This is a genomic window from Trinickia diaoshuihuensis, from assembly GCF_003390925.1.
GTDB lineage: Bacteria > Pseudomonadota > Gammaproteobacteria > Burkholderiales > Burkholderiaceae > Trinickia > Trinickia diaoshuihuensis.
The window spans coordinates 25,559-46,967 of sequence record NZ_QUBS01000048.1 but is presented as its reverse complement, the minus strand read 5'-3'; the positions used below and the strand labels follow the sequence as shown (position 1 = coordinate 46,967).

22 protein-coding genes are annotated in these 21,409 nt (G+C 64.2%); 11 read left to right on the top strand and 11 right to left on the bottom strand.

The genetic code is table 11. From position 1 onward, the window contains the following. Nucleotides 1-22: 22 nt before the first annotated feature. The 6 genes from DXT59_RS10565 to DXT59_RS10540 all read right to left on the bottom strand — a co-directional run bounded on the left by DXT59_RS10565 (nucleotide 23) and on the right by DXT59_RS10540 (nucleotide 6,575). The gene (locus DXT59_RS10565) at nucleotides 23-484 is read right to left on the bottom strand and encodes a hypothetical protein (protein ID WP_116136852.1); all 462 of its coding nucleotides are present in this window, start codon (nucleotides 482-484) and stop codon (nucleotides 23-25) included. 112 nt (nucleotides 485-596) lie between these two features. Next, nucleotides 597-806, bottom strand: coding sequence for a hypothetical protein (locus tag DXT59_RS10560; RefSeq protein ID WP_116136851.1), 210 nt, complete (start codon nucleotides 804-806; stop codon nucleotides 597-599). 163 nt (nucleotides 807-969) lie between these two features. Continuing rightward, complete coding sequence (locus DXT59_RS10555; RefSeq protein ID WP_116136850.1) at nucleotides 970-2,145, bottom strand: FHA domain-containing protein; 1,176 nt, start codon at nucleotides 2,143-2,145, stop codon at nucleotides 970-972. After that, the gene (gene sctC, locus DXT59_RS10550) at nucleotides 2,146-4,035 is read right to left on the bottom strand and encodes a type III secretion system outer membrane ring subunit SctC (RefSeq protein WP_240324468.1); all 1,890 of its coding nucleotides are present in this window, start codon (nucleotides 4,033-4,035) and stop codon (nucleotides 2,146-2,148) included. Further along, nucleotides 4,032-4,289 (bottom strand): type III secretion system export apparatus subunit SctS, encoded by a 258-nt coding sequence (sctS, locus tag DXT59_RS10545; protein ID WP_116136849.1) that lies wholly within the window; start codon nucleotides 4,287-4,289, stop codon nucleotides 4,032-4,034. The genes sctC and sctS overlap by 4 nt, the downstream gene beginning before the upstream one ends. Before the next feature lie 60 nt (nucleotides 4,290-4,349). Beyond that, nucleotides 4,350-6,575 (bottom strand): FHIPEP family type III secretion protein, encoded by a 2,226-nt coding sequence (locus DXT59_RS10540; protein ID WP_116136848.1) that lies wholly within the window; start codon nucleotides 6,573-6,575, stop codon nucleotides 4,350-4,352. Between the two features lie 238 nt (nucleotides 6,576-6,813). Between DXT59_RS10540 and DXT59_RS10535 the strand changes: the two genes are divergently transcribed. The 5 genes from DXT59_RS10535 (at nucleotide 6,814) to DXT59_RS10515 (ending at nucleotide 11,446) form a co-directional block, all read left to right on the top strand. After that, nucleotides 6,814-7,689, top strand: coding sequence for a helix-turn-helix transcriptional regulator (locus DXT59_RS10535; RefSeq protein ID WP_162878027.1), 876 nt, complete (start codon nucleotides 6,814-6,816; stop codon nucleotides 7,687-7,689). Nucleotides 7,690-7,694: 5 nt separating this feature from the next. After that, complete coding sequence (sctQ, locus tag DXT59_RS10530) at nucleotides 7,695-8,864, top strand: type III secretion system cytoplasmic ring protein SctQ (RefSeq protein ID WP_116136846.1); 1,170 nt, start codon at nucleotides 7,695-7,697, stop codon at nucleotides 8,862-8,864. Continuing rightward, on the top strand, nucleotides 8,857-9,516 hold the full coding sequence (sctR, locus tag DXT59_RS10525) for a type III secretion system export apparatus subunit SctR (RefSeq protein ID WP_116136845.1): 660 nt from the start codon (nucleotides 8,857-8,859) through the stop codon (nucleotides 9,514-9,516). The genes sctQ and sctR overlap by 8 nt, the downstream gene beginning before the upstream one ends. 99 nt (nucleotides 9,517-9,615) lie before the next feature. Next, complete coding sequence (locus DXT59_RS10520) at nucleotides 9,616-10,281, top strand: lytic transglycosylase domain-containing protein (RefSeq protein WP_240324467.1); 666 nt, start codon at nucleotides 9,616-9,618, stop codon at nucleotides 10,279-10,281. A 268-nt stretch (nucleotides 10,282-10,549) separates the two neighbouring features. Then, nucleotides 10,550-11,446: a helix-turn-helix transcriptional regulator gene (locus DXT59_RS10515; protein ID WP_116136843.1), complete on the top strand. Its 897-nt coding sequence runs from the start codon at nucleotides 10,550-10,552 to the stop codon at nucleotides 11,444-11,446. 5 nt (nucleotides 11,447-11,451) lie between these two features. Here the strand turns inward: DXT59_RS10515 and DXT59_RS10510 are convergent, their stop codons facing one another. Beyond that, nucleotides 11,452-12,249 (bottom strand): autoinducer binding domain-containing protein, encoded by a 798-nt coding sequence (locus DXT59_RS10510; RefSeq protein WP_116136842.1) that lies wholly within the window; start codon nucleotides 12,247-12,249, stop codon nucleotides 11,452-11,454. Nucleotides 12,250-12,469: 220 nt separating this feature from the next. On the opposite strand from DXT59_RS10510, the gene DXT59_RS10505 reads away from it, so the two are divergent. Next, nucleotides 12,470-13,321, top strand: coding sequence for a helix-turn-helix transcriptional regulator (locus DXT59_RS10505; protein WP_240324478.1), 852 nt, complete (start codon nucleotides 12,470-12,472; stop codon nucleotides 13,319-13,321). A gap of 5 nt (nucleotides 13,322-13,326) precedes the next feature. Here the strand turns inward: DXT59_RS10505 and DXT59_RS10500 are convergent, their stop codons facing one another. Together DXT59_RS10500 and DXT59_RS10495 are read right to left on the bottom strand one after the other, a co-directional pair. Continuing rightward, the gene (locus tag DXT59_RS10500; protein WP_116136841.1) at nucleotides 13,327-14,319 is read right to left on the bottom strand and encodes a threonine ammonia-lyase; all 993 of its coding nucleotides are present in this window, start codon (nucleotides 14,317-14,319) and stop codon (nucleotides 13,327-13,329) included. Then, entirely contained in the window at nucleotides 14,316-15,317 is a 1,002-nt protein-coding gene (locus DXT59_RS10495; protein WP_116136840.1) for a nitrilase-related carbon-nitrogen hydrolase, read from the bottom strand. The genes DXT59_RS10500 and DXT59_RS10495 overlap by 4 nt, the downstream gene beginning before the upstream one ends. 76 nt (nucleotides 15,318-15,393) lie before the next feature. On the opposite strand from DXT59_RS10495, the gene DXT59_RS10490 reads away from it, so the two are divergent. Further along, complete coding sequence (locus DXT59_RS10490; RefSeq protein ID WP_205417401.1) at nucleotides 15,394-16,368, top strand: LysR family transcriptional regulator; 975 nt, start codon at nucleotides 15,394-15,396, stop codon at nucleotides 16,366-16,368. Nucleotides 16,369-16,506: 138 nt separating this feature from the next. Here DXT59_RS10490 and DXT59_RS10485 read toward each other — a convergent pair whose 3' ends face one another. Further along, nucleotides 16,507-17,211, bottom strand: coding sequence for a FadR/GntR family transcriptional regulator (locus DXT59_RS10485; RefSeq protein ID WP_116136839.1), 705 nt, complete (start codon nucleotides 17,209-17,211; stop codon nucleotides 16,507-16,509). A gap of 205 nt (nucleotides 17,212-17,416) precedes the next feature. Between DXT59_RS10485 and DXT59_RS10480 the strand changes: the two genes are divergently transcribed. The 4 genes from DXT59_RS10480 to DXT59_RS10465 all read left to right on the top strand — a co-directional run bounded on the left by DXT59_RS10480 (nucleotide 17,417) and on the right by DXT59_RS10465 (nucleotide 20,733). After that, nucleotides 17,417-18,742, top strand: coding sequence for a C4-dicarboxylate transporter DctA (locus DXT59_RS10480; protein WP_116136965.1), 1,326 nt, complete (start codon nucleotides 17,417-17,419; stop codon nucleotides 18,740-18,742). 85 nt (nucleotides 18,743-18,827) lie between these two features. Then, complete coding sequence (alc, locus tag DXT59_RS10475) at nucleotides 18,828-19,844, top strand: allantoicase (RefSeq protein WP_116136838.1); 1,017 nt, start codon at nucleotides 18,828-18,830, stop codon at nucleotides 19,842-19,844. An 11-nt stretch (nucleotides 19,845-19,855) separates the two neighbouring features. Further along, nucleotides 19,856-20,365 (top strand): ureidoglycolate lyase, encoded by a 510-nt coding sequence (locus DXT59_RS10470; RefSeq protein ID WP_116136837.1) that lies wholly within the window; start codon nucleotides 19,856-19,858, stop codon nucleotides 20,363-20,365. An 83-nt stretch (nucleotides 20,366-20,448) separates the two neighbouring features. Beyond that, on the top strand, nucleotides 20,449-20,733 hold the full coding sequence (locus DXT59_RS10465; protein ID WP_116136964.1) for a hypothetical protein: 285 nt from the start codon (nucleotides 20,449-20,451) through the stop codon (nucleotides 20,731-20,733). On the opposite strand, the gene DXT59_RS10460 is transcribed toward DXT59_RS10465, so the two are convergent. Beyond that, the gene (locus DXT59_RS10460) at nucleotides 20,709-21,407 is read right to left on the bottom strand and encodes a response regulator (RefSeq protein ID WP_116136836.1); all 699 of its coding nucleotides are present in this window, start codon (nucleotides 21,405-21,407) and stop codon (nucleotides 20,709-20,711) included. The genes DXT59_RS10465 and DXT59_RS10460 overlap by 25 nt on opposite strands. Nucleotides 21,408-21,409 lie beyond the last annotated feature (2 nt).

The following is a 21,409-nucleotide window of genomic DNA, read 5'->3' as shown; positions in this document are numbered from 1 at the left end:
GTAACCGGCTAAGGCGCGTCGCTCATTCGGCGTTGTTCTTCAGCAGCGAATGCGTGACGCCGTTCGAGGCATCGGCCATGGCCATGCTGAACTGATACTGCTCCATCGTCACCGACGTGCTCAACGTGAAATCGGTCAGCCGCACCATCGTCATCATCGGATCGCCGGCATCGATCAACGCGGCCGGATGTTCCATCTGCGACATCGCCGCTTGGTAACGCGCGTCGAGCGCCGCGGTTTCATTGCGCATATGCGTCACGACGGCATCGAGGCTATGCGACTCGTGCGCGCTGTGCATGCGGATCGTGCCCGCGGGAGCATCCGGCGCAGCCTGCGCATTCATATGCGCATCGAACGCGTTCGCTTGCGCGGGATCCGCTGGGTTGGCGGGCGCGGCCGGCATCGCCTGAGCCGCGGTCACGCCCGCCCCGCTCGGCTCGTTCGCGCTCGAGAACTGAACCGCCGCGGCAACTGGAACGGTCATGTGAACCTCACCTTTGAAATGATCGGCGACATGCGCCGTACGAGGGCAGGCGTCGGGTATCGGGCGCCGCTCGCGCGGCGCCCGGACTACGACAAGTGCTTAACGGCGAGAATTAAGAAACGTGCGCGCCGCGCTGCATGTTCTGGCACGCCGTATCCACCGTGCTGCTCTCGCCTTGACGCGCCGACATCACGGTCTTGCACATGTCCTGCGTGTTGCTCAACTGCATAGACCACAGTTGGAAATTCATTTCCTGCTTTTGCATATCGTTCATCTGGGCTTGGATGTCGCCCGAGTTCATGTTCGTCGATGACACGCTCATTGCTGCTCTCCTTGCAGTGAAAGTAATAGCCCCGGCAACCGGGGAGTCCAACCTAGTCGCGCGTTACCGCGCTTGCCTGCTCATGCGAGGCGCTTCGCCTCGCGTGAACCCGTCTACGCTCGACGGCCGCCCGCGGTGAGGCGCGGACACCGCTTCGCGAAAACTAGCCCGGCGGCGCCGAGATGAACTCGTGCACGGCCGCGGTGCCCACGTCCATGAAAAACCGGTCGGGCCCGCGCGCGAAAATCACGCGATCGCTTGCGATCTGCCTGACCTCGAGTCCGCCGGGCAGCTTCGAGCCCTCGAAGTAACGCGCCCCATCCGCCGTCTCGATGAAGCGCGTCCCGAGACCGTCGTCGTACACGCCGACGATGTCGGGCACGCTGCCCGCTATCGGCGGCGCCTTCTTCTGCGCGACTTCGGGCGCACCCGCATAGGCCACGCGATCGATCACCTGCAAGGCCGGCCGCGCGTCCTTCGTAAAGTTGGCGACGCGCTGTTGCAACGCGCGATTGGCCGTGCCCCCCACGAGCAACGTACCGTGGCCGCCGTACGTCACCGTGAGCGGGGTATCGCTGAAATAAAGCCGTGCCGACCCTAGCAACTCGTCGATGACATAGACGTCGCCCACCGTGGTTTGCGGAAACGTCTGCACGATCCGCTGCAGCCGATCGCGATCCGACAACGCGTTGACGTAGCCAGACACGACAAACCCCGTATTCGTGGGCCTCACATTGACCTCGGGATAGTCGCGCAGCGCCTGCTGCACCTGCTGCATGCGTTCGGTCGCACTCGCTTGGAACCAGAACGGATCGGTCGCGCCGATCGCCAAATACGCACCGCCCGCCAACGCCAATACGCCCCACGACACGCATAGACCGATCACGAAGCGCCGGCTCGCCATCCATGCCGCCCACGGCGCCGCGGCCCATCGACCTAAACGCGTGCCCGCGCTCTGGCTCGCCTCGAGCGCCGCCTGCGGGCGCGGTTCGGCCGCCGGGACGATGCCGAGCTTGAGCGAGCCGATCTCGACGACGTCGCCATGACGCAATGCGCGACGCGTCGTGTCGAGCGCGACACCATTGAGCGTCGCATCGCCCCCGCCGACGTTTTGCACCGACACCGCGATATGTCCCACCGACAAACGCAACTGCCGCGGGGCCAGTTCCCGGTCCGGCACGATGACGTCGCACTGCGCGCCGGAGCCTACCCAGTTCTCGCCCACCTTCAGCGCGAGCGTGCGCCCCGACAGCGGGCCGCTCAGGAACGTGAGGCTCCACGGCGCTTTCGTCGCAGACAACGCGCTCGATCTGGCCGCGGTCGTCGCTTCGTCGGTCATTCAATGCTCCATCGCGGGCGCCGGTACGGCGCTAGGCGGCACGACGATCGGCGCGGGCGTCTTGCCCGGTATCGGTTCGCCCGAGTTGTACGGCTGTCCCGGCAGCGGCGGCTCGACGCCCATCGGCGTCGCGCTCGGATCGAACGCGCTCGCCGTTTGCACGACGCGCGGCGTCAGCAGATAAAACCGGTCGCTGCGCTCGCCGTCCTTCTTCGTGTATTTGAACAAGTTGCCGATCCAGGGAATATCGGAAATCCAGGGGATGCCCGTCTTGCTCTGCGTGAACGTATCGTTGTTGAAGCCGGCGATGAGCAAGCTCTTGCCTTCGTCGATCATCGCCTTCGTCACGATGTTGCGTTGAATGACGGCCGGCACCTGCGTCACCGTCAGCGCGCTGTTCAATTGACCGTCGTCGATATCGATCGACATCATCACGCCCGGCTTGCCACCGTCTTCGACGATGCGCGGGGTCACCTTCACGCTCGTGCCGGTCGTGATGCCGTACAGCGAGGAGTCCTGATAGCCCGCCACTTGAACGTAGAATTCGGTCAGGTTTTCAAGGATCGCTTCGTTGTTGTCGAGCGTCAGGATCATCGGTTTCGACAACGTCTGCGCCTTACCCGTCTGCTGCAGCAAATTGATGCGCGAAAGCAGATAGTCGCGCATCGCTCCGCCGATCGACGCGGTCAGCGCCATGCCGATCGGCGTCGAGGCGCCCGTTTGACCGGCTTCGGAATTGCCCGCGTTGAACGTGAGCGGCGGATTGCTGCCGTCGCCGAATTGGAAATCGCCATGGGGCGTATGCAACCGCCAATCGACGCCGAACGAATCGAGCGCGCTTTCGTCGATATCGATGATCGTCAGGCCCACTTCGATCAGACGCGGCCGCGAATCGAGCGCCGAAATCAGTTGCGCGTATTGCGGCATATGCTCGGGCACGTCGCGCACGATGACCGAATTCGTCCCCGCATCGGCCACGATCTGCGGCAACGAGACGGGTTGTCCCGTCATTAACGCCGCGTCGGACGCCGCGCCCGGCGCCTCCGTCGTGGTGGCGTTGGCCGCGCCGAGCGTGAGCCTGGGCACATTGACCATATCGCCCGAGGAGAGTTTGACTTGCCGCGTCGCACCCCCTAGCCGAGCGCCGTAACCGGGCGCGCCGAAGTTGCTGTCGCTCTTGCCGAATAAGCGGCCAAGCGTCGACGCCACGCCGGGAATCGCCACTTCCTTGCCCGAGCGATTGATCTGGAAGTCGGTCGCGTACGCATAACGCAGCGGAAACGCGCGGATCTCCGCGCGGTCGAGCCCGCGGCTCGGATCGGTAATCGTCGAGATGGCTTGCCGCACGAGTTCGACATAGCGCTGCGGCCCCGAGACGTAGATCGTGTTCTCGCGGTCGCTGATGATGAGCGGAAAGCGCCTGTCGGGAATTTGCATCGCCTCCAGCGTGCGCGAGAGTTCTCCGGCGCTGCCCTTCGGGATCGGAAACACTTGTGTCTGCCCGTCCTCGGCGCGGTCGACATAAAGCAGCGAGCCGTCGAAGTAATACGTGAGGCCGTAGGTCGCGCAGACGCTGCGCAGCGTCGCCAGCGGCGAGCCCGAAAAATGCCCGCTGATCGTGCCGTCCACTTTCGAATCGATGACGGCCGTCACGCCTTGCGCGGATGCCAGTTCGCGAATGAAATCGCTGACCTTCTTGCCGTCGGCGACGATCGTGTAAGGACGATCGCGCCACTGCAACTCGGCGGCGTGCGCCACGCGCGGCGGGCCGAACGCTCCGGCGAGCGACAGCGCGAGCGCGCCGAGCGCGAACCGCGATAGCGCCGAAATGGCGCCAGCACGCGCGACAAAGGCGCGGTGCGCCCGAGGAGAAAGCATCTTGGTGCTCAAAACAACCTCGCAAAAGACTGCTGACCGAAAAGCAGAACCGAGCGCCCAATCCAGCCGCCCGTCACGATGATCGCCACCATCACCGCGATCATGCGTGCGGCCAGGCCGATAGTTTGGTCCTGCAACTGCGTCACGGCTTGCGCCAATGCAACGAGAAGCGCCACCCCCGCCGCGACGAGCACCACCGGCAAGGACAACATCAACACGAGCAAGAGCGCTTGCCGCGTAATATCCAAAATCGTTTCCGTCGTCATCGTGTCATCCTTGGCCCGTCATATCGCAATCGTTCGACCGTCGGCGCGCGCTTTCCCGCGCTAGGCGATCGCGGGATTCGATACCCACCCGATGGTGCGCAATTCCACGTCCTCCTCGAGCTCTTGATACGAGAGCACGGGCAAATCCGGCAGCACGGCGGCCAGCGTCGTGCGCACATAACGGCGCACGTTCAGCGAAACGACGACGGCGGTGCGCACGGACGTGGCGCGTTTGCGCGGCATGCCCGCGCTTGCGGTGCTTTGGTGATGCGCATCGAAGAGCTTGCGCACTTGCTGGCAGACATCGTCCTTGACCTCGCGCGCAAGGCCCAGCACGTTACCCTGCTTGGTACGCAGCACCGCTTGCTCGAAGCGTTCTTGCAACACCGGCTCGAACAAAATGACGTCGAGCTTGCGCGCATTGCCCACATGGCGATCGGTGATCATGCGGCGCAAATCCACGCGCACGAGTTCGACGAGCGCGATCGTGTCGTCGGGCTCGCGCGGCGCCCACGTGATCATGCTTTCGAAAATGATGCGCAAGTTGCGGATGGGGATATCTTCCAGCAGCAAGCGCCGCAGCACTTCGGTGATCCGCTGCAGCGGCACGAGACGCATCAACTCGGCGACGAGTTCCGCGTAGTCGCGCCGCACGAGCCGGATCAGATGCTGGGCTTCCTGAATACCGATCAAGGCCGCCGCGTGCTTGCGCACCTCGCTTTCGATGTGCCGGGCCAGCACCTCTTCCGTGCGCAACCCCACCGACGGGCCCGATGCCCGCGTCTCGGCGGTGAAAACCGACCTCATCCCGGCCGGCAGCGGCGTTTTTTCAGGTGCCTGCGCGGGCGCGGCATCCAGCGGCAGCCAAACGGGCTGAGCGAAGGGTCCGAACGGCTCGGCGGGCAGCCGCTCGACGTCCTCCGCCAACGGCGTCACGCCGTCCCACAGGAGCCGATCGAGATGCAACCGGCCTTCCGATGCAAGCACGTCCTGCACGAACACTTGATAGCTGCCCTCGGGCAATGCGCTCTCGAAGGCCACGTGCACGCGCGGGAAGATCGGGCCGATATCGGCCTCGACGTTCGACTTCGCCGCGGCCAGCGCCTCTTGCAAGCGCACGAGATTCAGATGCGGCGAAACCGTGCGCGCGAGCGTGACGGCAACGGGCGAGGTCACGCCCGACGTATGCGGGCCCACCTGCGCCTCGCGCTCTCCCGGAACGAGCGGCTCGGCCAGCGTGATGAGCTTGAGCGGCGGCATCGTCTTGCGCCGGCGCAGCAGCAGCGCCCCACCGCCGCCCGTCACGAGCGCGAGCGCAGCGAACGACCAGACGGGGAAGCCGGGCACGAAGGCGAACGCGAGCAGCACCGCGGCCGCGATCAGCAGCGCACGCGGGTGCGCGGTGATCTGCTTGCCGATTTGCTCGCCGAGTTGGCTGTCATTGGCATCGCGCGTCGCCACGCGCGTCGTGACCACGCCCGCCGCGATCGACACGAGCAGCGACGGGATCTGCGCCGACATGCCGTCGCCGACGGTCAGAATGGCGTACCGATGCAACGCGTCGGACACGCTCATGTCCTTCATGATCGTGCCGACGGCGATGCCTGCCAGGATGTTGACGAACGCTATGACGGTGCCCGCGATGGCATCGCCCTTGACGAATTTCATCGCGCCGTCCATCGCGCCGTGCAACTGCGACTCTTGCTCGAGCCGCTCGCGCCGATGCTTCGCTTCTTCGGAACTGATGATGCCCGCGCGCAGATCGGCATCGATACTCATCTGCTTGCCGGGCATGGCGTCGAGCGAGAAACGCGCCCCGACCTCGGCGACGCGCTCCGAGCCTTTCGCGATTACGATGAACTGCACGATCGCGATGACGAGAAACACGACGCCGCCGACCACGAAGTTATTGCCGACGACGAGCCGCCCGAACGCATCGATGATGTGTCCCGCGTTCGCATGCAGCAAGATCAGCTTGCAAGAGGCGATGTTGAGCGATAGCCGCAGCAGCGTGGTAAAGAGCAGCATCGCCGGAAACGACGAGAAGCTCAAGGCCGACGGCAGATAGGTCGACACCGTCAGCAATACGACGCTAATGGCCAGATTGAGCGAGATGAGCGCGTCCATGACCGCTGTCGGCAGCGGCAGCACGAACAATGCAATGACGATCGCCATGAAGCCGGCCAACGCAAGATCGTAGGGGCGTACCGGACGACGCGTGTCGTCGGCGCCGCTTCGACCCGGCAACCAGCCTTTCACTTGCTTCCTGAGCGCCGCCACGGACATCGAAATCCCTCGCTGAAAAATCGCCTGTGCGGAAAGGACAATCCGCGACGAAAAGTGTATGAGCGAGGGGTACGCGTCTCAATCGTCAGATTCGTAGTAAATCGCGCATCGGCCACTACGCAACTGCGAAACACTACTGAACAGTGCAGTTCCAAGCGGCATGCGCGCGCGGCTATAGTCGAAAACCATGAGGCGGCACTCGAATACGCGATACGCCGCTCACGACATGGAGGACTGCATGACGAACCCCGAGGCGCGCAGGCGCCTGTCGAAAGGAAGCGGCGAACGAGATGCGCGGCATGCGATCGACTTTATCGAATTGGCCGATTGCCAGCTCGTAGTCAGCAAACACGCGGCCCGTCACGGCGAAACGAACGGCAGCGACCGCGTATCCGAAATCGCCGCCGACTTAGCCGCGGCGCATTCGCCGCATGAACGCAAGCAACTGATGCGGATCGCCCTGCGCACGATCGGCTTCGACTGGTTTTGCTATTGCCGCCTGACGCGGCTCGGCGAACTCGTGAACCGGGCGCGCTATTTCGATCTATGCTCGCCGCCCGGCTGGGCCCAGCGCTACGTGGACCAGCGCTATTTCGACATCGACCCGCGCATGGCATTCGCCTGCCGCCACGACTGGCCGCTCGTCTGGGACCAGGAGACGCTCGCCGCCGGCGTTACGATCGCGGCCGAATCGAACGAGCGCATGCAGCGCTTTCTCGACGACACGCAAGCCTGCGGGACGCGCAGCGGCATCGCCTTTGGGCTCGTCGATCCGGGCAGCCTCGAACATAGCGTCATGATCTTCAGCTCGGTCAATCCCACGAGCGAATGGATCAACGACCGCGTGGTGGGCCAAGCGTACGCGCTCGGCCTCGGCGTGCATGCGTTTCTCGCCGAGCAAATGGCTGCGATCGCGCAAACGCCGACGCTCTCCGATCTGCAACGCCGGATCTTGAACTTCACGGCCAGCGGGCTCAGCGACCGCGAGATTGCGCAGCAGTTGAACATGTCGCGCAGCAACGTCGATTACCACATGCGCCAAATCCGCAAGAAATATGGGGTCTTGAACCGCGTGCAGCTTGCGTATTTGGCGGGACGGCTCTACGTCGTCTGACTTTCATGTCCGCTACTTTGGCAAGTGCGCCGCCGAAGGCGAGCGCGGCCGCCGCATCGCCATCGCATGGCACGGCACAACCGCTCGGCAACGCGCCCGGGCTGCCGCGCATCAGTGCGCTGGCGGCGCAGGCGCTCAACCGCGCGTACGCATGGCCGACGCCGCTCGCGTTCGCCACCGCGCACGGCCAGTACGAATTGCGTTGGCAAGCCGACGCTCAGCCCGCTTCGCCCGGACACGTCTATGCGTTTCGCTTCGGCCCAGCCGAAGGGTGTTTCGTGCTCGATTCGATCGGCGAGCATGCGTTGATCGGCGATGCCGGAAGCGACGCCGTACCCGCTGAAATCCGCTGTGCGCTCATCGCGGATGCGCTCGCGCCGCTGATCGACGCGCTCGAGATGCGCACGCGGCAAAAGATCGAATTCGGCGTCGCGCCCGCCGGCGCGGCGCCGAGAGAAGAGCTCGCGCGCGCGCACGACGCACTGCGTTTCTGCGTCAGGCGTCCCGGCAGCGAATGGTACTGCCATGGCGCGCTGCGCTTCGCCGAGGAACGGTATCTCGGTCTGGCCTGCCCCTCCGATCCCCCGCCCCCCACGCTGCGCGAGACCGATTTCGACACGTTGCCGATCACGCTGCGCTTCACGGTCGGCTCGACGATGCTGAGCGTCGCCGAACTGCGCTCGATCGCGCGCGGCGACATCATCGGCATCGAACGCTGGCAATCGTTCGGCAGCGCGCTGCGCTGCGTCGCCACCACGAGCGACGGGCACGTAACCGTGTCGGCGAAAGCCATCGGCTCGCGCATCGTCATCGACCATATCGAGGAGAATTCCGTGACTCCATCCACCCGGGCCGATGCGACGTCCGCCGGCGCGCCGGGCCCGCTCGACACGCACGCCGCCGGTACGGCCGCCGGTGCAACGGGCGAAGCCGCACTGACGCACGTCGATGCGCTCGAAGTACGCGTGAGCTTCGAACTCGACGAGCGCTCGATGCCGCTCGCGCAACTGAAAGCGCTCAAAAGCGGCTATGTGATCGAGCTGGAGCAGCCGCTCAACCAGAGTACCGTTCATATCCGTGCGAACGGGGCGCTGGTCGGACAAGGACATCTGGTGGCCGTCGGCAACAAGCTCGGCGTGCGCGTCTCACGCTTTTCGGAGAACGGCGATGAGTAACATGCCGAGCCCGGTCACGATGCTGTTTTTGATCGTCGCGCTCGGCACGATTCCGTTCGCCGCGCTGATGGTCACGAGCTACACGAAGCTCGTCGTCGTGTTGGGCCTGCTGCGCACGGCGCTGGGCGTGCAGCAGGTGCCGCCGAACATCGTCTTGAACGGCATTGCGCTGATTCTGACGATCTACATCATGGCACCGGTGGGCAGCGCGATCGTCGATACCATGCAAACCAATCATGTGGCCATCGGTGGCACGATGAGCATCGACGACGTGATGGCGATCGGCCAATCGATCGCGCCGCCGGTCAAGAAATTTCTGTCGCAGCATACGGTGCCGGGCGAGCGTAACTTCTTCATGCGCTCGGCCACGGCGATCTGGCCGGCCGAGCGCGTGCAAGCGCTGCAATCGGACGACCTCATGGTGCTCGTGCCGAGCTTCATGCTTTCCGAGCTGACGCGAGCGTTTCAGATCGGCTTCGTGATCTACGTGGTGTTCGTCGTGACCGACCTCATCGTCGCCAATGTCTTGCTCGCGCTGGGCATGCAGATGATCTCGCCGACCACGATCTCGATCCCATTCAAGCTGCTGCTTTTCGTCATGCTCGACGGCTGGTCCGTGCTCGTGCACGGGCTCGTGCTGTCGTATCGCTAGCGGGACCCTCGTCCGATGCGCCGCGCCCTCGCCACCCTCCTTCTCGCATTCGCAATATGCATGGGATGCAGCACCGCGCGCGCGGCCGATTTTATAGCCTTGGCGCTGCGTTGCGCTCCGACGGTCGAAGCGCATACGCTGGCCGCGCTCGTCAGCGTGGAATCCGGCTACAACCCCTATGCGATCGGTGTGGTGGGCGCGCACCTAGTGCGCCAGCCCGCCTCGCTCGACGAAGCGGTCGTCACCGCGCGAAATCTGGCGCGGCTCGGCTACAACTTCAGCCTCGGGCTCGGACAGGTCAATCGCTACAACCTGGCACGTTTCGGCGAGACCATCGACTCGATCTTCGATCCATGCGCGAACTTGCGCGTGGCGGGCTCGATCCTCTCCGAATGTTTCGCACGTGCCAGGCACGGCGAAGCCGACGACCAATACGCGTTGCGCAAAGCGCTGTCCTGCTATTACAGCGGCAACTTCGCGACGGGATTTACGGCCGGCTACGTCGAGCGCGTCGTCTCGCATGCCCTCGACGATGGACACCACGCCGTCGCGCCGATTCCGCTGGCACCGATTGGCGCTGCCCCGCCGCCGGGACCCGAGCCGGCGCGCACGCCTTCGATACCGCCTTCGATACCCGCATCGAGATCGGCTTCGACTCGCCCTTCCGGCGCGCATCGCTCACGCTGCGCGCCGGGTATCGTCGTGCTTTCCGACTGCGGCGGCGGGACGCTGTCGAATCCTGCCAAGGTAACGATTTTGCAGTAGCGGCGCCCCGAAAAACCCCTGCCGGCAACGCCGGTTTTTCGGTGTATCTTACCGGCCGAAACCCGCGCCCAGCGTACGTCTTACCGATTTTTGCCGTCTGCCCGGAAGATCGATTTCAGGCATGCCTCAGTTTCGTAGTTCCCCCTTGCGCGACCATGCAAAACCCTAGCTGAACTACTGGTTCAACGATCGCTCGCGCCGCTTTCACGCCGGATACTGTTGCCTCTCGCGGCTTTGCGGTCCGCGCGCATTTCATGGAGCACGCAAGATGAATCAGTACGGCACCATCGATGCAGACAACGACGCTTCGAACTTCTTCGTATATGGCGACGCCGACCTCGACAGCGCGGCCGAAACACCGATGCAAGACGACGCGCCTGATGGTCAGCGGCTGGCCGGGATCGCCTACGATTTGGCCAAGGTCGGCACAGGCGAGGCGCGGCATGCGCTCTTGCGCCCGGCCCTGCGCGCGGCCGGCTTCGACGCGATGTGTTACCTGCGGGTCTCTCGGATTGGCGATACGGTAAATCGAATCGCCTACTTCAATGCGTTCTCGCCGGCAGGTTGGGCGCAGCGGTATCTGCGCGAGCGCTTCTACGAAATCGATGCGCGCCTGGCCTACTCGTGCCGCCACGAATGGCCCATGTTGTGGGATCTGTCGTCGATCGCATCGACCCACTCGCTCGGTGCGGCGAGCGCCGCAAACGGGCCTTGCACGGCGGCGGCGCGGGCCGAGCGGTTCATGGCGGCCGCGCGCGACGCCGGCCTGCTCTCGGGCGTCTCGTTCGGCCTCGGCGCGCCCGATGCGCTCGAGGCAAGCGTCGTGATCTTCGCGAGTTCCCAGGCGTCGAAGGCGCGGCTTCCCGATATGTCGATCGGCCATGCGTACGCGCTGGCCGTCGGCCTGCACGAATTCCTTTCGATGCGGGCGCCCCAGATGCACCGCTGCGCGGGTATCGCGGAGTTGAGCGATATCCAGCGTTCGATCCTCGAGTTCGTGACGCTCGGGATGAACGACAAGGACATCGCCGAGCGGCTCGGCACGTCGCACCACAACGTCGATTACTACCTGCGCCAACTGAAGAAGCTGTACCACGCGACCAACCGCGTCCAGCTCGCCTATATCGCCGGACGCGTTCTCGCCACGCCCGCCGACCGGCGCTAATCGAATTAGCCGCTCGCGCGGCTCCAGCCCCAGCGCGCGGCGAGGTACGCGAGCTGGGCGCGATTCTCGACGTTGAACATCTTCTGCAACGTCTTGACGTGTTGCGTGACACGATGCAGCGAGGACGCGATTTCCGCGGCGATCTCATGATCGGAAAGGCCCCGCAACAGCCGCTCGAGCACGACCGCCTGCTCCTGCGTCAGTGCAACGACACGCGCCGCGCGCGCGCACTCCTCGACGTAAGGCTGCATCAAGCGGCCGATCGTCATGCTGGCCGCGAGCACGCAGCCCATCACACGGTCGTCGATCCAATCCGTGTCGCCGGCCTGCGACGTCAGGCCCAAGGCGATGCGCAGGTCCGCGCGCGGCGCCGGCAGCCCGAGAATGAGACCACTGTGCATTCCATGTGCGCGCAATGCGGAGATAAGGCTACGCACACGCGGCTCGGCGACATTGGATCGCGCTTCCAACCGATCGACGTCCCAAGTCACGGGAAGACCGCTTTCCCGCAATACCGCAAGGCGCGGGTCCGTTTCATACAACCGGCTTTTCAAATAAATCGTCGTAAACCCGACGCTTCCCATTTCACGCATCGTATAGGCACGCAAAATGCGCCTCCCAATGGATTCCAAGGCCATGTAAGAGAACGTCGAAAAGCCGGCTTGCTGCAAGCGCTCGCGGCATTCGCGCAGCTCGCATTCGTACCTGCCCGCGTCCGGCGTCCCATCGATCCGGGCGAGATAGGCAAGTGCATCGGCTTGCGAAAACCAGACGAGCGCCGGGAATCCGTCATCGATTGTCATCAGCAAATGACCTCTGCCACCGGTATCGTTTTTTTACGTTTATTATTACGCAATGTTACGCGCTCGGACATAGGCGAATCAAACTAGTGCCTTGTCCCGGCGTAACGCACATCCTCGATCGGAGGCTTATCGATGCACTACCCTGCATTGCGCAAGGACGACTCGGCACTTGCGCCGCTTTTGCATTCGTGTGAAGGACGACTCGGCACTTGCGCCGCTTTTGCATTCGTGTGGCGCCGAACCGGCTGCATCCGGTCGTGGCCGGACGATCGAGGTCGTCTGGTGCAACGACCCGCGGCAATTGAGCTTGACGCAGCGCCATAGCCCGCGCCTGGGGATCGCGCAAGCGCTGGCGGCCGCGCAAAGCGCCTGCGAGCGCAGCCGCATGGTCAACGGCTTCTTGCATTTGATCGGGTTTTCCACGTTCGCTTATTTCGCGCTAGAGTTCGCCCGCGATAGAGTCGAACGCTTGTTTTTGCACGAGGCTTTCATTCCCGGGACCTATCGCGGCGACTACGTGCGCGAGCGTTATCACGACGTCGATCCGCGCACGCTGGCCGCGCGCCAGGGCCGGCTGCCGCTCGTCTGGGACTTGCAGCATTTGCATGACCAGCGGCCTAGCTTGCAGCACGACGATGCGGCCCAAGAAGGGCTCGAAGGCTTCATCCGCATGATGCGCGACGACGGCATGCGCAGCGGGCTCATGTTCGCCATGTCGATTCCGGGGACGCGCATGCATGCATTCATGAGCTTTACGGGGCAACGCCGCACGCGCGATTGGATCACCTCCACGACGCTAGAACAGGCGCTCTCGATCGGCATGTCGGTTCATACGATCGCCTCCCAGCAATTGACTGCGGCGGCGCGCGATCGCACCTCCGACGGCTTGACGGCATTCGAGCGCGAATTGCTGCTCGGTATCGCGGAAGGCGCCTCCGACAAGGAAATCGGACGCCGCTTGGATACGAGCCCCCATAACGTCGACTATCACTTGCGTAAGCTGCGCAAGCGCTTTAACGTCGCGAACCGGACCGAGCTGACGTACCTCACGTCGAAGCTCGAGTTGATTTAATTGATTTAGATACGCTTCGGCATTTCGTCGGCGAGCGGCCGCAGACTCGCCAACCGATCGAAAGCGATATTCCCTCCGCACGCAAGCACGGCGACGCGCGCGCCGCGCGGTACGGCGCGGCGGTTTTCGAAAGCCGCCGCGAGCGCGACGGCCGCGCCGGGCTCGACGACAAGCTTGGCCTCATCGAAATACCGCAAAGTCGCCGCCGCAATCTGCGACTCGCCAACAGTCACGATGTCGTCCACATAGCGCCGGATCAGCGGGAACGTCAGATCGCCTAGGCATTGCACCTTGATAGCGTCGGCGATACTTGCGCTCGGCGCATCGATGGAAACCCGCTCACCCGCGTAAAACGAACGGCGCGCGTCGTCTTCGAGCGAGGGCTCCACGCCTATCACGGCGACCTCCGGCGCGATCTGCTTGATCGCCGCGGCCACGCCCGCGATCAGGCCGCCGCCGCCGATCGGCACGAACACGGCGGCAGGCAAATCGCCGCCGCATTGCCGCAACAGCTCTGCGCCGATCGATGCTTGGCCCGTCATCACCTGTCGATCGTCGTAGGGTGCGATGAGCGTATAGCCGTGCGTGTGAGCCAGGCTCTCGGCGAGTACGCGGCGCGCGTGCGACGAGGGCTCGGCCATCACCACGCGAGCGCCCCACCCCTCGGTCGCCTCGATCTTGGACCGCGGTACGTCCGGCGACATCACGATCGTCGCGCGGATGCCGGCATCGGCCGCCGCTTTGGCCACCGCTTGCGCGTGATTTCCGGTCGAATACGCGACGACGCCTCGTGCGCGCTCATCGGGCGTCAAGTTCGCGATGCGCCAGGTCGCGCCGCGGATTTTGAACGAACCCGTCGGCAGCAAGCTTTCCGCCTTGACGACGATGGGCGCGCCCGAGGCTGTGCGCCAACGGCTCACGGCCACGAGCGGAGACGAACCGAGCATGCCGAATAGGAAATCGGACGCCGCGCGGATATCGGACAAAGGAAGATTCATCGGCTGACGCCCTTCTCTTGCGGATCCGCCGGCACGACTTCCTCCGGACTTTCACTTTCGAGGGTGTCGCATCGGAACGAGACGGCACGACGCGCGCGCGTGTCGACGCTCAACTCGAATACGTCGGGACGCGAATAGTGCCCGGTTACGTCGAGATCGAACTTGCCGCGCACGATATCGTCGAGGTCGAGTTCCGCCGTCAAGACGGCCTCGCCATCGTAGACGGGTCCGGCCAGCACCTGCCCGAACGGGTCGACGATAACGCTGCCGCCTCGAATCAGCGTCGTCTCGGGCGCATTGCCTTGGATGCAGTCGTAGTCTTCCGGGCAATCCGCCCGCGTCAAATACTGGCAAGCGCTCAGCACGAAACAGCGCCCTTCGTAGGCGATGTGCCGCATCGTACATTGCCAGATGTCGCGATCGTCCACGGTCGGCGCGCACCATATGCCGATGCCTTGACCGAACATCGCCATGCGCAGCGCCGGCATATAGTTCTCCCAACAGATCGCCGCGCCGATCTTTCCGAGTTCGGACGTATCGACTACCGGCACGGTCGAGCCATCGCCCATGGCCCATATCAGGCGCTCGCTGGCCGTCGGCATCAACTTGCGATGGCGGCCGCGCAACGTGCCGTCGGGCCCGAAAAAGAGCGCGGTGCAGTAAAGCGTGGCACCCTCGCGTTCGATCACGCCGACGACGAGCCATGCGAGCGCACGGCGAGCCATCTCTCCCATGCGTGTGACTTCGGGACCGGGCACGTCGATGGCCGCGCGCCAATAGCGCAGGTAATCGTCTCGACCGGCGAGCGAACGCGAGCCGACGCGCGCACCGAAGTCGAGCCCCTTCGGATAACCGCCGACGTACGCCTCGGGAAACACGATGAGCCGAGCACCCTGCACAGCGGCGGCGTCGGTCAATTGCTCCATGCGCGCGAGCGTTGCAGCCGTATCGAACATGCGGCTGCCGCTCTGCACCACCGCCACGCGCTGTTTCGCCATCGATGCCTCCATCGTCGAAAGTAATGGACGCAGTTTGCTATCCTGCCGCTTATCGATCAAACAAATTGTCTCGAACATGAAAATCAATGTGCTCGATATCAAGCGATTGGATTTGAATCTGGCCGTGGTCTTCGTGGCGATTTGGCAGGAGCGCAGCGTAACCAAAGCGGCGGCGCGTCTCGCGCTGAGTCAGGCCGCGACGAGCGCCGCGCTGGCGCGCCTGCGCGAAGCCTGCGGCGATCCGCTGTTCGTGCGCATCCGCGGCGGCATGGCGCCCACGCCGCGGGCGCAGGCGATGGCCGATCGGCTCGAAACCGGCATCGCCGATCTATGGGAGGTGCTGACGCATCGGCACGCCTTCGACCCATCGAGTGCATCGCGCCGCTTTTCGATCGGCATGTCGGACGACTTCGAGATCGCGCTCGGCCCGCCTCTCACGCGGCTCGTACAGCGAGCCGGCCCGCGGCTCTCGGTTATGTTTCGGCAAACGAACCGCCATACCGTCGAGCAAATGCTGAACGACCGCGAGATCGAATTGGCGATCGTGTCGGACACCGTCAAGCGCGCTTGGATCGCGCACGAGCCCATCGGAGAAAGCGGCTATGCCTGCGTGCTCGATGCGCGAGCCGCCCGTACGCCGCTGCCGCTTTCGCTGGACGCCTACTTGGACCTTCCGCATTTGCTCGTGTCGTTTTCGGGCAGGACTGGTATCGTCGATACCGCCTTGCAGGCGCTCAAGCGCGAGCGTCATGTTTATGCGGCGCTCACGCACTTCTCCGCGGTGCCGGCCTTTCTGGCGAAGACACGCGCCGTCGTGACGCTGCCCTCGCATGCGGCCGCCGCGCTGGCGAGCGTGTCGAATTTGACGGCGTGCGCGGTGCCGCTCGATTTGGGCCGCTACCCCGTGCAACTGCTCTGGCGGCGCGATAGCGACGGCGAGAGCGCGCTCATGTGGATGAGGGAGCAAGTCAAAGAGGCATTCGCGCTCGCGCGCGCGGAAATGAAAGCGCTCGAGATGGGTCCGCCGAAGGGGCGCAAGATTCGGGGGTGAGCCCCATGCGCCAAAATTTCTAACAACGCAAGCGTTTGTTTCTTGCACTCGAACGTGCAGAGGTCTGCGAGGTCGCTCTGGTCTGTGTCGTTTTGCATAGTGCAACCGATTGGAGGGGAAGTACAGAGGCGATTATTCTTACCCTGCCCAATCCCCCCGCGGCGCCGGAAAATACACACCGGCGCGCTGCGCCGCGGCGGTGATATGCGCTTCGATAGCACGCCCCGCCGCTTCGCTATCGCGCGCCTTCAAAGCATCGAGAATCGCCCGATGTTCGCGATATGTCGATTGCAGCAGCTCCCGCCGGTAAAACGGCAAGCGCTGACTCTCCTGCATGATCTCGCCGCTGCTGCGCAAAATCGCTTCGATCGCGCCGTTGCCGGCCACTGCGACGATGCTCATGTGAAAAGCAAAGTCGAGCCGCGCCGCCGTATCGAGATCGCCCTCGGTCAGCGACGCGTGCAACTGCTCCATGTTCTCCTCGAGCGACGCGATGACCTCGTCGGTCATGGCCAGGGCCGCCATCCGAGCCGCGAACCCTTCGAGCGCATAGCGCACCTGATAAGTGTCCGGCAGCGACGACTGCTCCGCGAAACGCCAAGCCGGCCCGCTGAGCGCGCGGTCGCTTTGGACATACACGCCCTTGCCCGCGCGGATCGTCAGCAAGCCTAGCGCCTCCAGCGTCGAAAGCGCCTCGCGCAGCGCGGCACGGCTGATATCGAGTTCTTCGGATAGTTGCCGCTGCGCGGGCAGCGCGCTGCCGACCGGATACTCGCCGCGCTCGATGCGCTCGCGGATCGTTTCGGTCGCGGCTTCGGTCACCGTCTGTGTCGTGCTTCTCATCGTGCGGAGCAATCGCCTGGTCGGACCAGCATTGTAGCGCGCCCCCAAAGCTCACGCCCCATACCCCACTGCCCGTCTCGCACGGGTTTACACCTATGCCGGCTGAGCTTGACGCGACTATATCGGCTTCCTAATCTTCGCCATAAGATGCCTGGTCTTACCAGTTAGACCAGACAAATCCCCGCCGCCCCTCTTGGAGAAAGCCGTGCTTAGATTCATCAATTCGCTGTTCGGCCGCGTCATGATCGCGCTCGTGGCCGGCATTGCGATCGGCGCGCTGTTCCCGCATTTCGCGCAGTCGCTACGGCCGTTCGGAGACGGCTTTCTGAAATTGATCACGATGGTCATCGCCCCGATCGTCTTTTGCGTGGTCGTGAGCGGCATCGCCAGCGCGGGCAACTTGAAGAAGGTGGGCCGCGTGGGCGGCAAGGCGATCGTCTACTTCGAAGTGATGACGTCGATCGCGCTCATGATCGGCGCCGTGCTTGCGCTCGTCGTGAAGCCCGGCGCCGGCATGAATGTCGACGTGCATACGCTCGACGCGCAAGCGCTGACCACATACGCCGAGCACGCCAAAAGCTTGAAAGACGTCGCGGCATTTTTGTTGAAGATCATTCCGAGCACGGCCTTCGACGCGTTCGCCCGCGGCGACATCTTGCAAGTGCTCGTATTCGCCGTACTGTTCGGCTCGGCGCTTTCGCTGCTTGGCGAGAAAGCCAAGCGCGTCAGTTCGCTGATCGATGAGCTCGCGCAAGTGTTCTTCCGCATCATGGGCTTCATCATCAAGCTCGCGCCGCTGGGCGTGCTCGGCGCCATCGCGTTCACGACCGGCACTTACGGCGTCGCCTCCCTCGAGCAATTGGGTCTGCTCGTGCTCGTGTTCTATGCAAGCTGTGCGCTCTTCGTCGTACTCGTGCTGGGCAGTGTCATGCGCCTCGCCGGGTTCAACGTCTTTAAATTGATCCGTTATCTGCGCGAAGAACTCGCGATCGTCCTCGGCACCGCTTCGTCGGACGCCGTGCTGCCCCAAGTCATGCGCAAGCTCGAGTGGATGGGCGTCAAGGATTCGACGGTCGGCCTCGTCATCCCTACCGGCTATTCGTTCAATCTCGACGGGTTCTCGATCTACCTGACGCTCGCCGTCCTGTTCATCGCGCAAGCCACCAACACGCCGCTGTCGACGCACGACCTGATCGTCGTGGTGTTGGTCTCGCTCGTCACGTCCAAGGGGGCACACGGCATCCCGGGCTCGGCGATCGTGATCTTGGCCGCCACGCTCTCGGCCATTCCCGCGATTCCGGTGCTCGGCCTCGTGCTGATCCTTCCCGTGGACTGGTTCGTCGGCATTGCGCGCGCAATCACCAACTTGATCGGCAACTGCGTCGCGACGGTGGTCGTCGCGGCCTGGGAGCGCGACATCGATCGTGCCCGCGCCCACCGCGTACTCGATCAGGATCCGGACCTGCGCTTCGTGCAGGAGGCCGAACTGCCGCAACTCGATACGCCGGCACCCGGCGCCGCCGCGATTTGAACGATCGGCGCGCTATTGCGCCCCTGCCGGACCGAGGCCGCCAAGGCCTCGTCCCGCCTCTGCTTTGGATAAGTCACCATTCGCCATGGCCATCCCGACCCTCGACCCCAACGCCCCCGATTTCACGCGCCGCTGCTTGAACCTCGCGGATCCACGCCTGGGCGCAAAAGCGCTGGCTGCCAGCGACGAATTCTTCGCGCCGAAAGAACGCATGCTCGATCCCCAACCGGCCGTGTTCATTCCCGGCAAATACGACGATCACGGCAAATGGATGGACGGCTGGGAGACGCGCCGCAAACGTACTACCGGCCAAGACTGGTGCATCGTGAAGCTCGCTCGCCTCGGCACGATCGAAGGCGTCGATATCGACACGAGCCACTTCACCGGTAACTTCCCGCCTGCCGCGTCGGTCGAAGCCTGCGCGAGCACCAGCGAGCTGCCGCCTGACGACGCTCGCTGGCATATGCTCGTCGCGCCGACCGCATTGCAAGGCAACCAGCACCACTACATCCCGGTTCGTCACGCGGACGCATTCACGCATATTCGCATCACCCTGTTCCCAGACGGCGGCGTCGCAAGACTGCGCGTCTACGGGCGGCCGGCGTTCGAGCAGGCGCTCGCATCGTCCGCGCCGGAAAGCCTCGTCGATCTAGCGGCCGCGATCAACGGCGCCCATGTCGTCTGTGCGAACAATCAGCATTTCGGACTAGCCGCCAATATGCTGATGCCGGGCCGCGGCGCGAACATGGGCGACGGATGGGAAACGCGCCGGCGCCGCGAACCGGGCAACGACTGGGCCATCGTCGCGCTCGCACGCCCCGGCGCGATCCGCAAGATCGAAGTCGATACCGCATTCTTCAAGGGCAATTATCCCGATCGCTGCTCCCTGCAAGCGGCCTACGTCACAGGTGGAACCGACGAATCGCTCGTCACGCAAGCGATGTTTTGGCCCGTCCTGCTCCCCGAGCAACCGCTGCGGATGGATGCCCAACACGTTTTCGAACGAGAGATTGCCGACATCGGCGCGGTGACGCACGTGCGGTTCAATATCTTCCCCGACGGCGGCATCTCGCGGCTGCGCCTGTGGGGCGAGTTGGCGTAAGGACGGAGACGATGAGTCATGTCCTGCGGATCGAGCCGATTACGCGAGCCGCCTTCGCGCCGTTCGGCGACGTCATTACCCTCGAAGGCGCTCGCCATTTTCCGATCAACGGCGGAACGACCGAGCGCTATCACGACCTCGCGGCCATCGACGTCGGCGAAGCCGGCGGACGCCCCCTCCTGAACGTTTTCCGCGGGCAACCGCGCGCGTTGCCGTTCGAGGTGACGATGATGGAGCGCCACCCGCTCGGCAGCCAGGCGTTCATCCCGCTCGGTCCCGCACGTTATCTCGTCGTCGTCGCGCCGGCTGGCCGCTTCGACGAACGGCAGCTTCGAGCGTTCGCCGTCGAAGGCACCGTGGGCGTCAACTACGCGCGCGGCGTTTGGCATCATCCGTTGATCGCGTTGGATGCCGTCGCCGATTTTCTCGTCATCGATCGTGGCGGCAGAGAACCCAATTGCGACGAGATCGAGCTAGCCGCACCCTACCGCCTAGGCGCGGGCGACCTGGCCGCAAGGTGAAACGCCCCTGGCCGGCCGGTGCGGCCCGCGGCGCCCTCGCCGGCGCCCTGAGCCGCACGGCGATTGCCGGTAAAATGGGCGGCATGGACAAGTGCCAGTATTGCGGAAAAATCCGCGACGAATGGGAATGCCATGGGCAGGAATGCCGCACCGCGATCGCCAAGGCGCTGCGCCGGCATCGCTCGGGCTTGCCGATGGTCGCCAACGTCATCCGCAACGAAGTGCCCGCCGGTGCCAGCACGAGCGAGGTGATCGCCGTCCTGTCGCGCCAGCGCTTACGGGCGCGCCGCGCGAACGAGGAACGGCGCGAGCGACGCGAGGCGGAAGGGTACGAGCAAGCGCCTCAAAGCACCCCGACGAGCCGGTAACCGACACCCGTCTCCGTCACGATATGTTCGGGCTGGGCCGGATCGCGTTCGAGTTTTTGACGCAAATGCCCCATGTAGATGCGCAGATAGTGCGCGCTATCGACACGCGACGGTCCCCATACTTCCTGCAGCAATTGCCGATGGGTCAGCACACGGCCCGCATGGCGCGCAAGCGAGACGAGCAAGCGGTACTCGATCGGCGTCAAATGCACCGGTTGCCCGTCGCGCTGCACCGTCCGCATTTCGAAGTCCACCTCGACCCCGCCGAAGCGCAGCGTCGACGCATCGCCCGAAACGGCGCGGTTGCGCCTGCGCAATTGAGCGCGTATGCGCGCCAGCAACTCCGCGACGCCGAACGGCTTGGTCAAGTAATCGTCCGCACCCGCGTCGAGCGCCGCGACCTTCTCCTCTTCTCGTGTACGCGCCGACAGCACGATGACGGGTACCGACGACCAATCGCGCAACTGGCGGATCACATCGGCACCGTCCATATCGGGCAGGCCCAGATCGACGATGACGAGATCGGGTCGCGCGCTGGCTGCGAGCGACAGGCCTCGTCGGCCGAGCTCCGCCTCGATCACGCGGACGTTCTCGGATTCGAGCGACGCTTGTACGAAACGTCGAATGGCTTTGTCGTCCTCGACTAGAACGACGGTAATCGTGGATTCCGGCATAG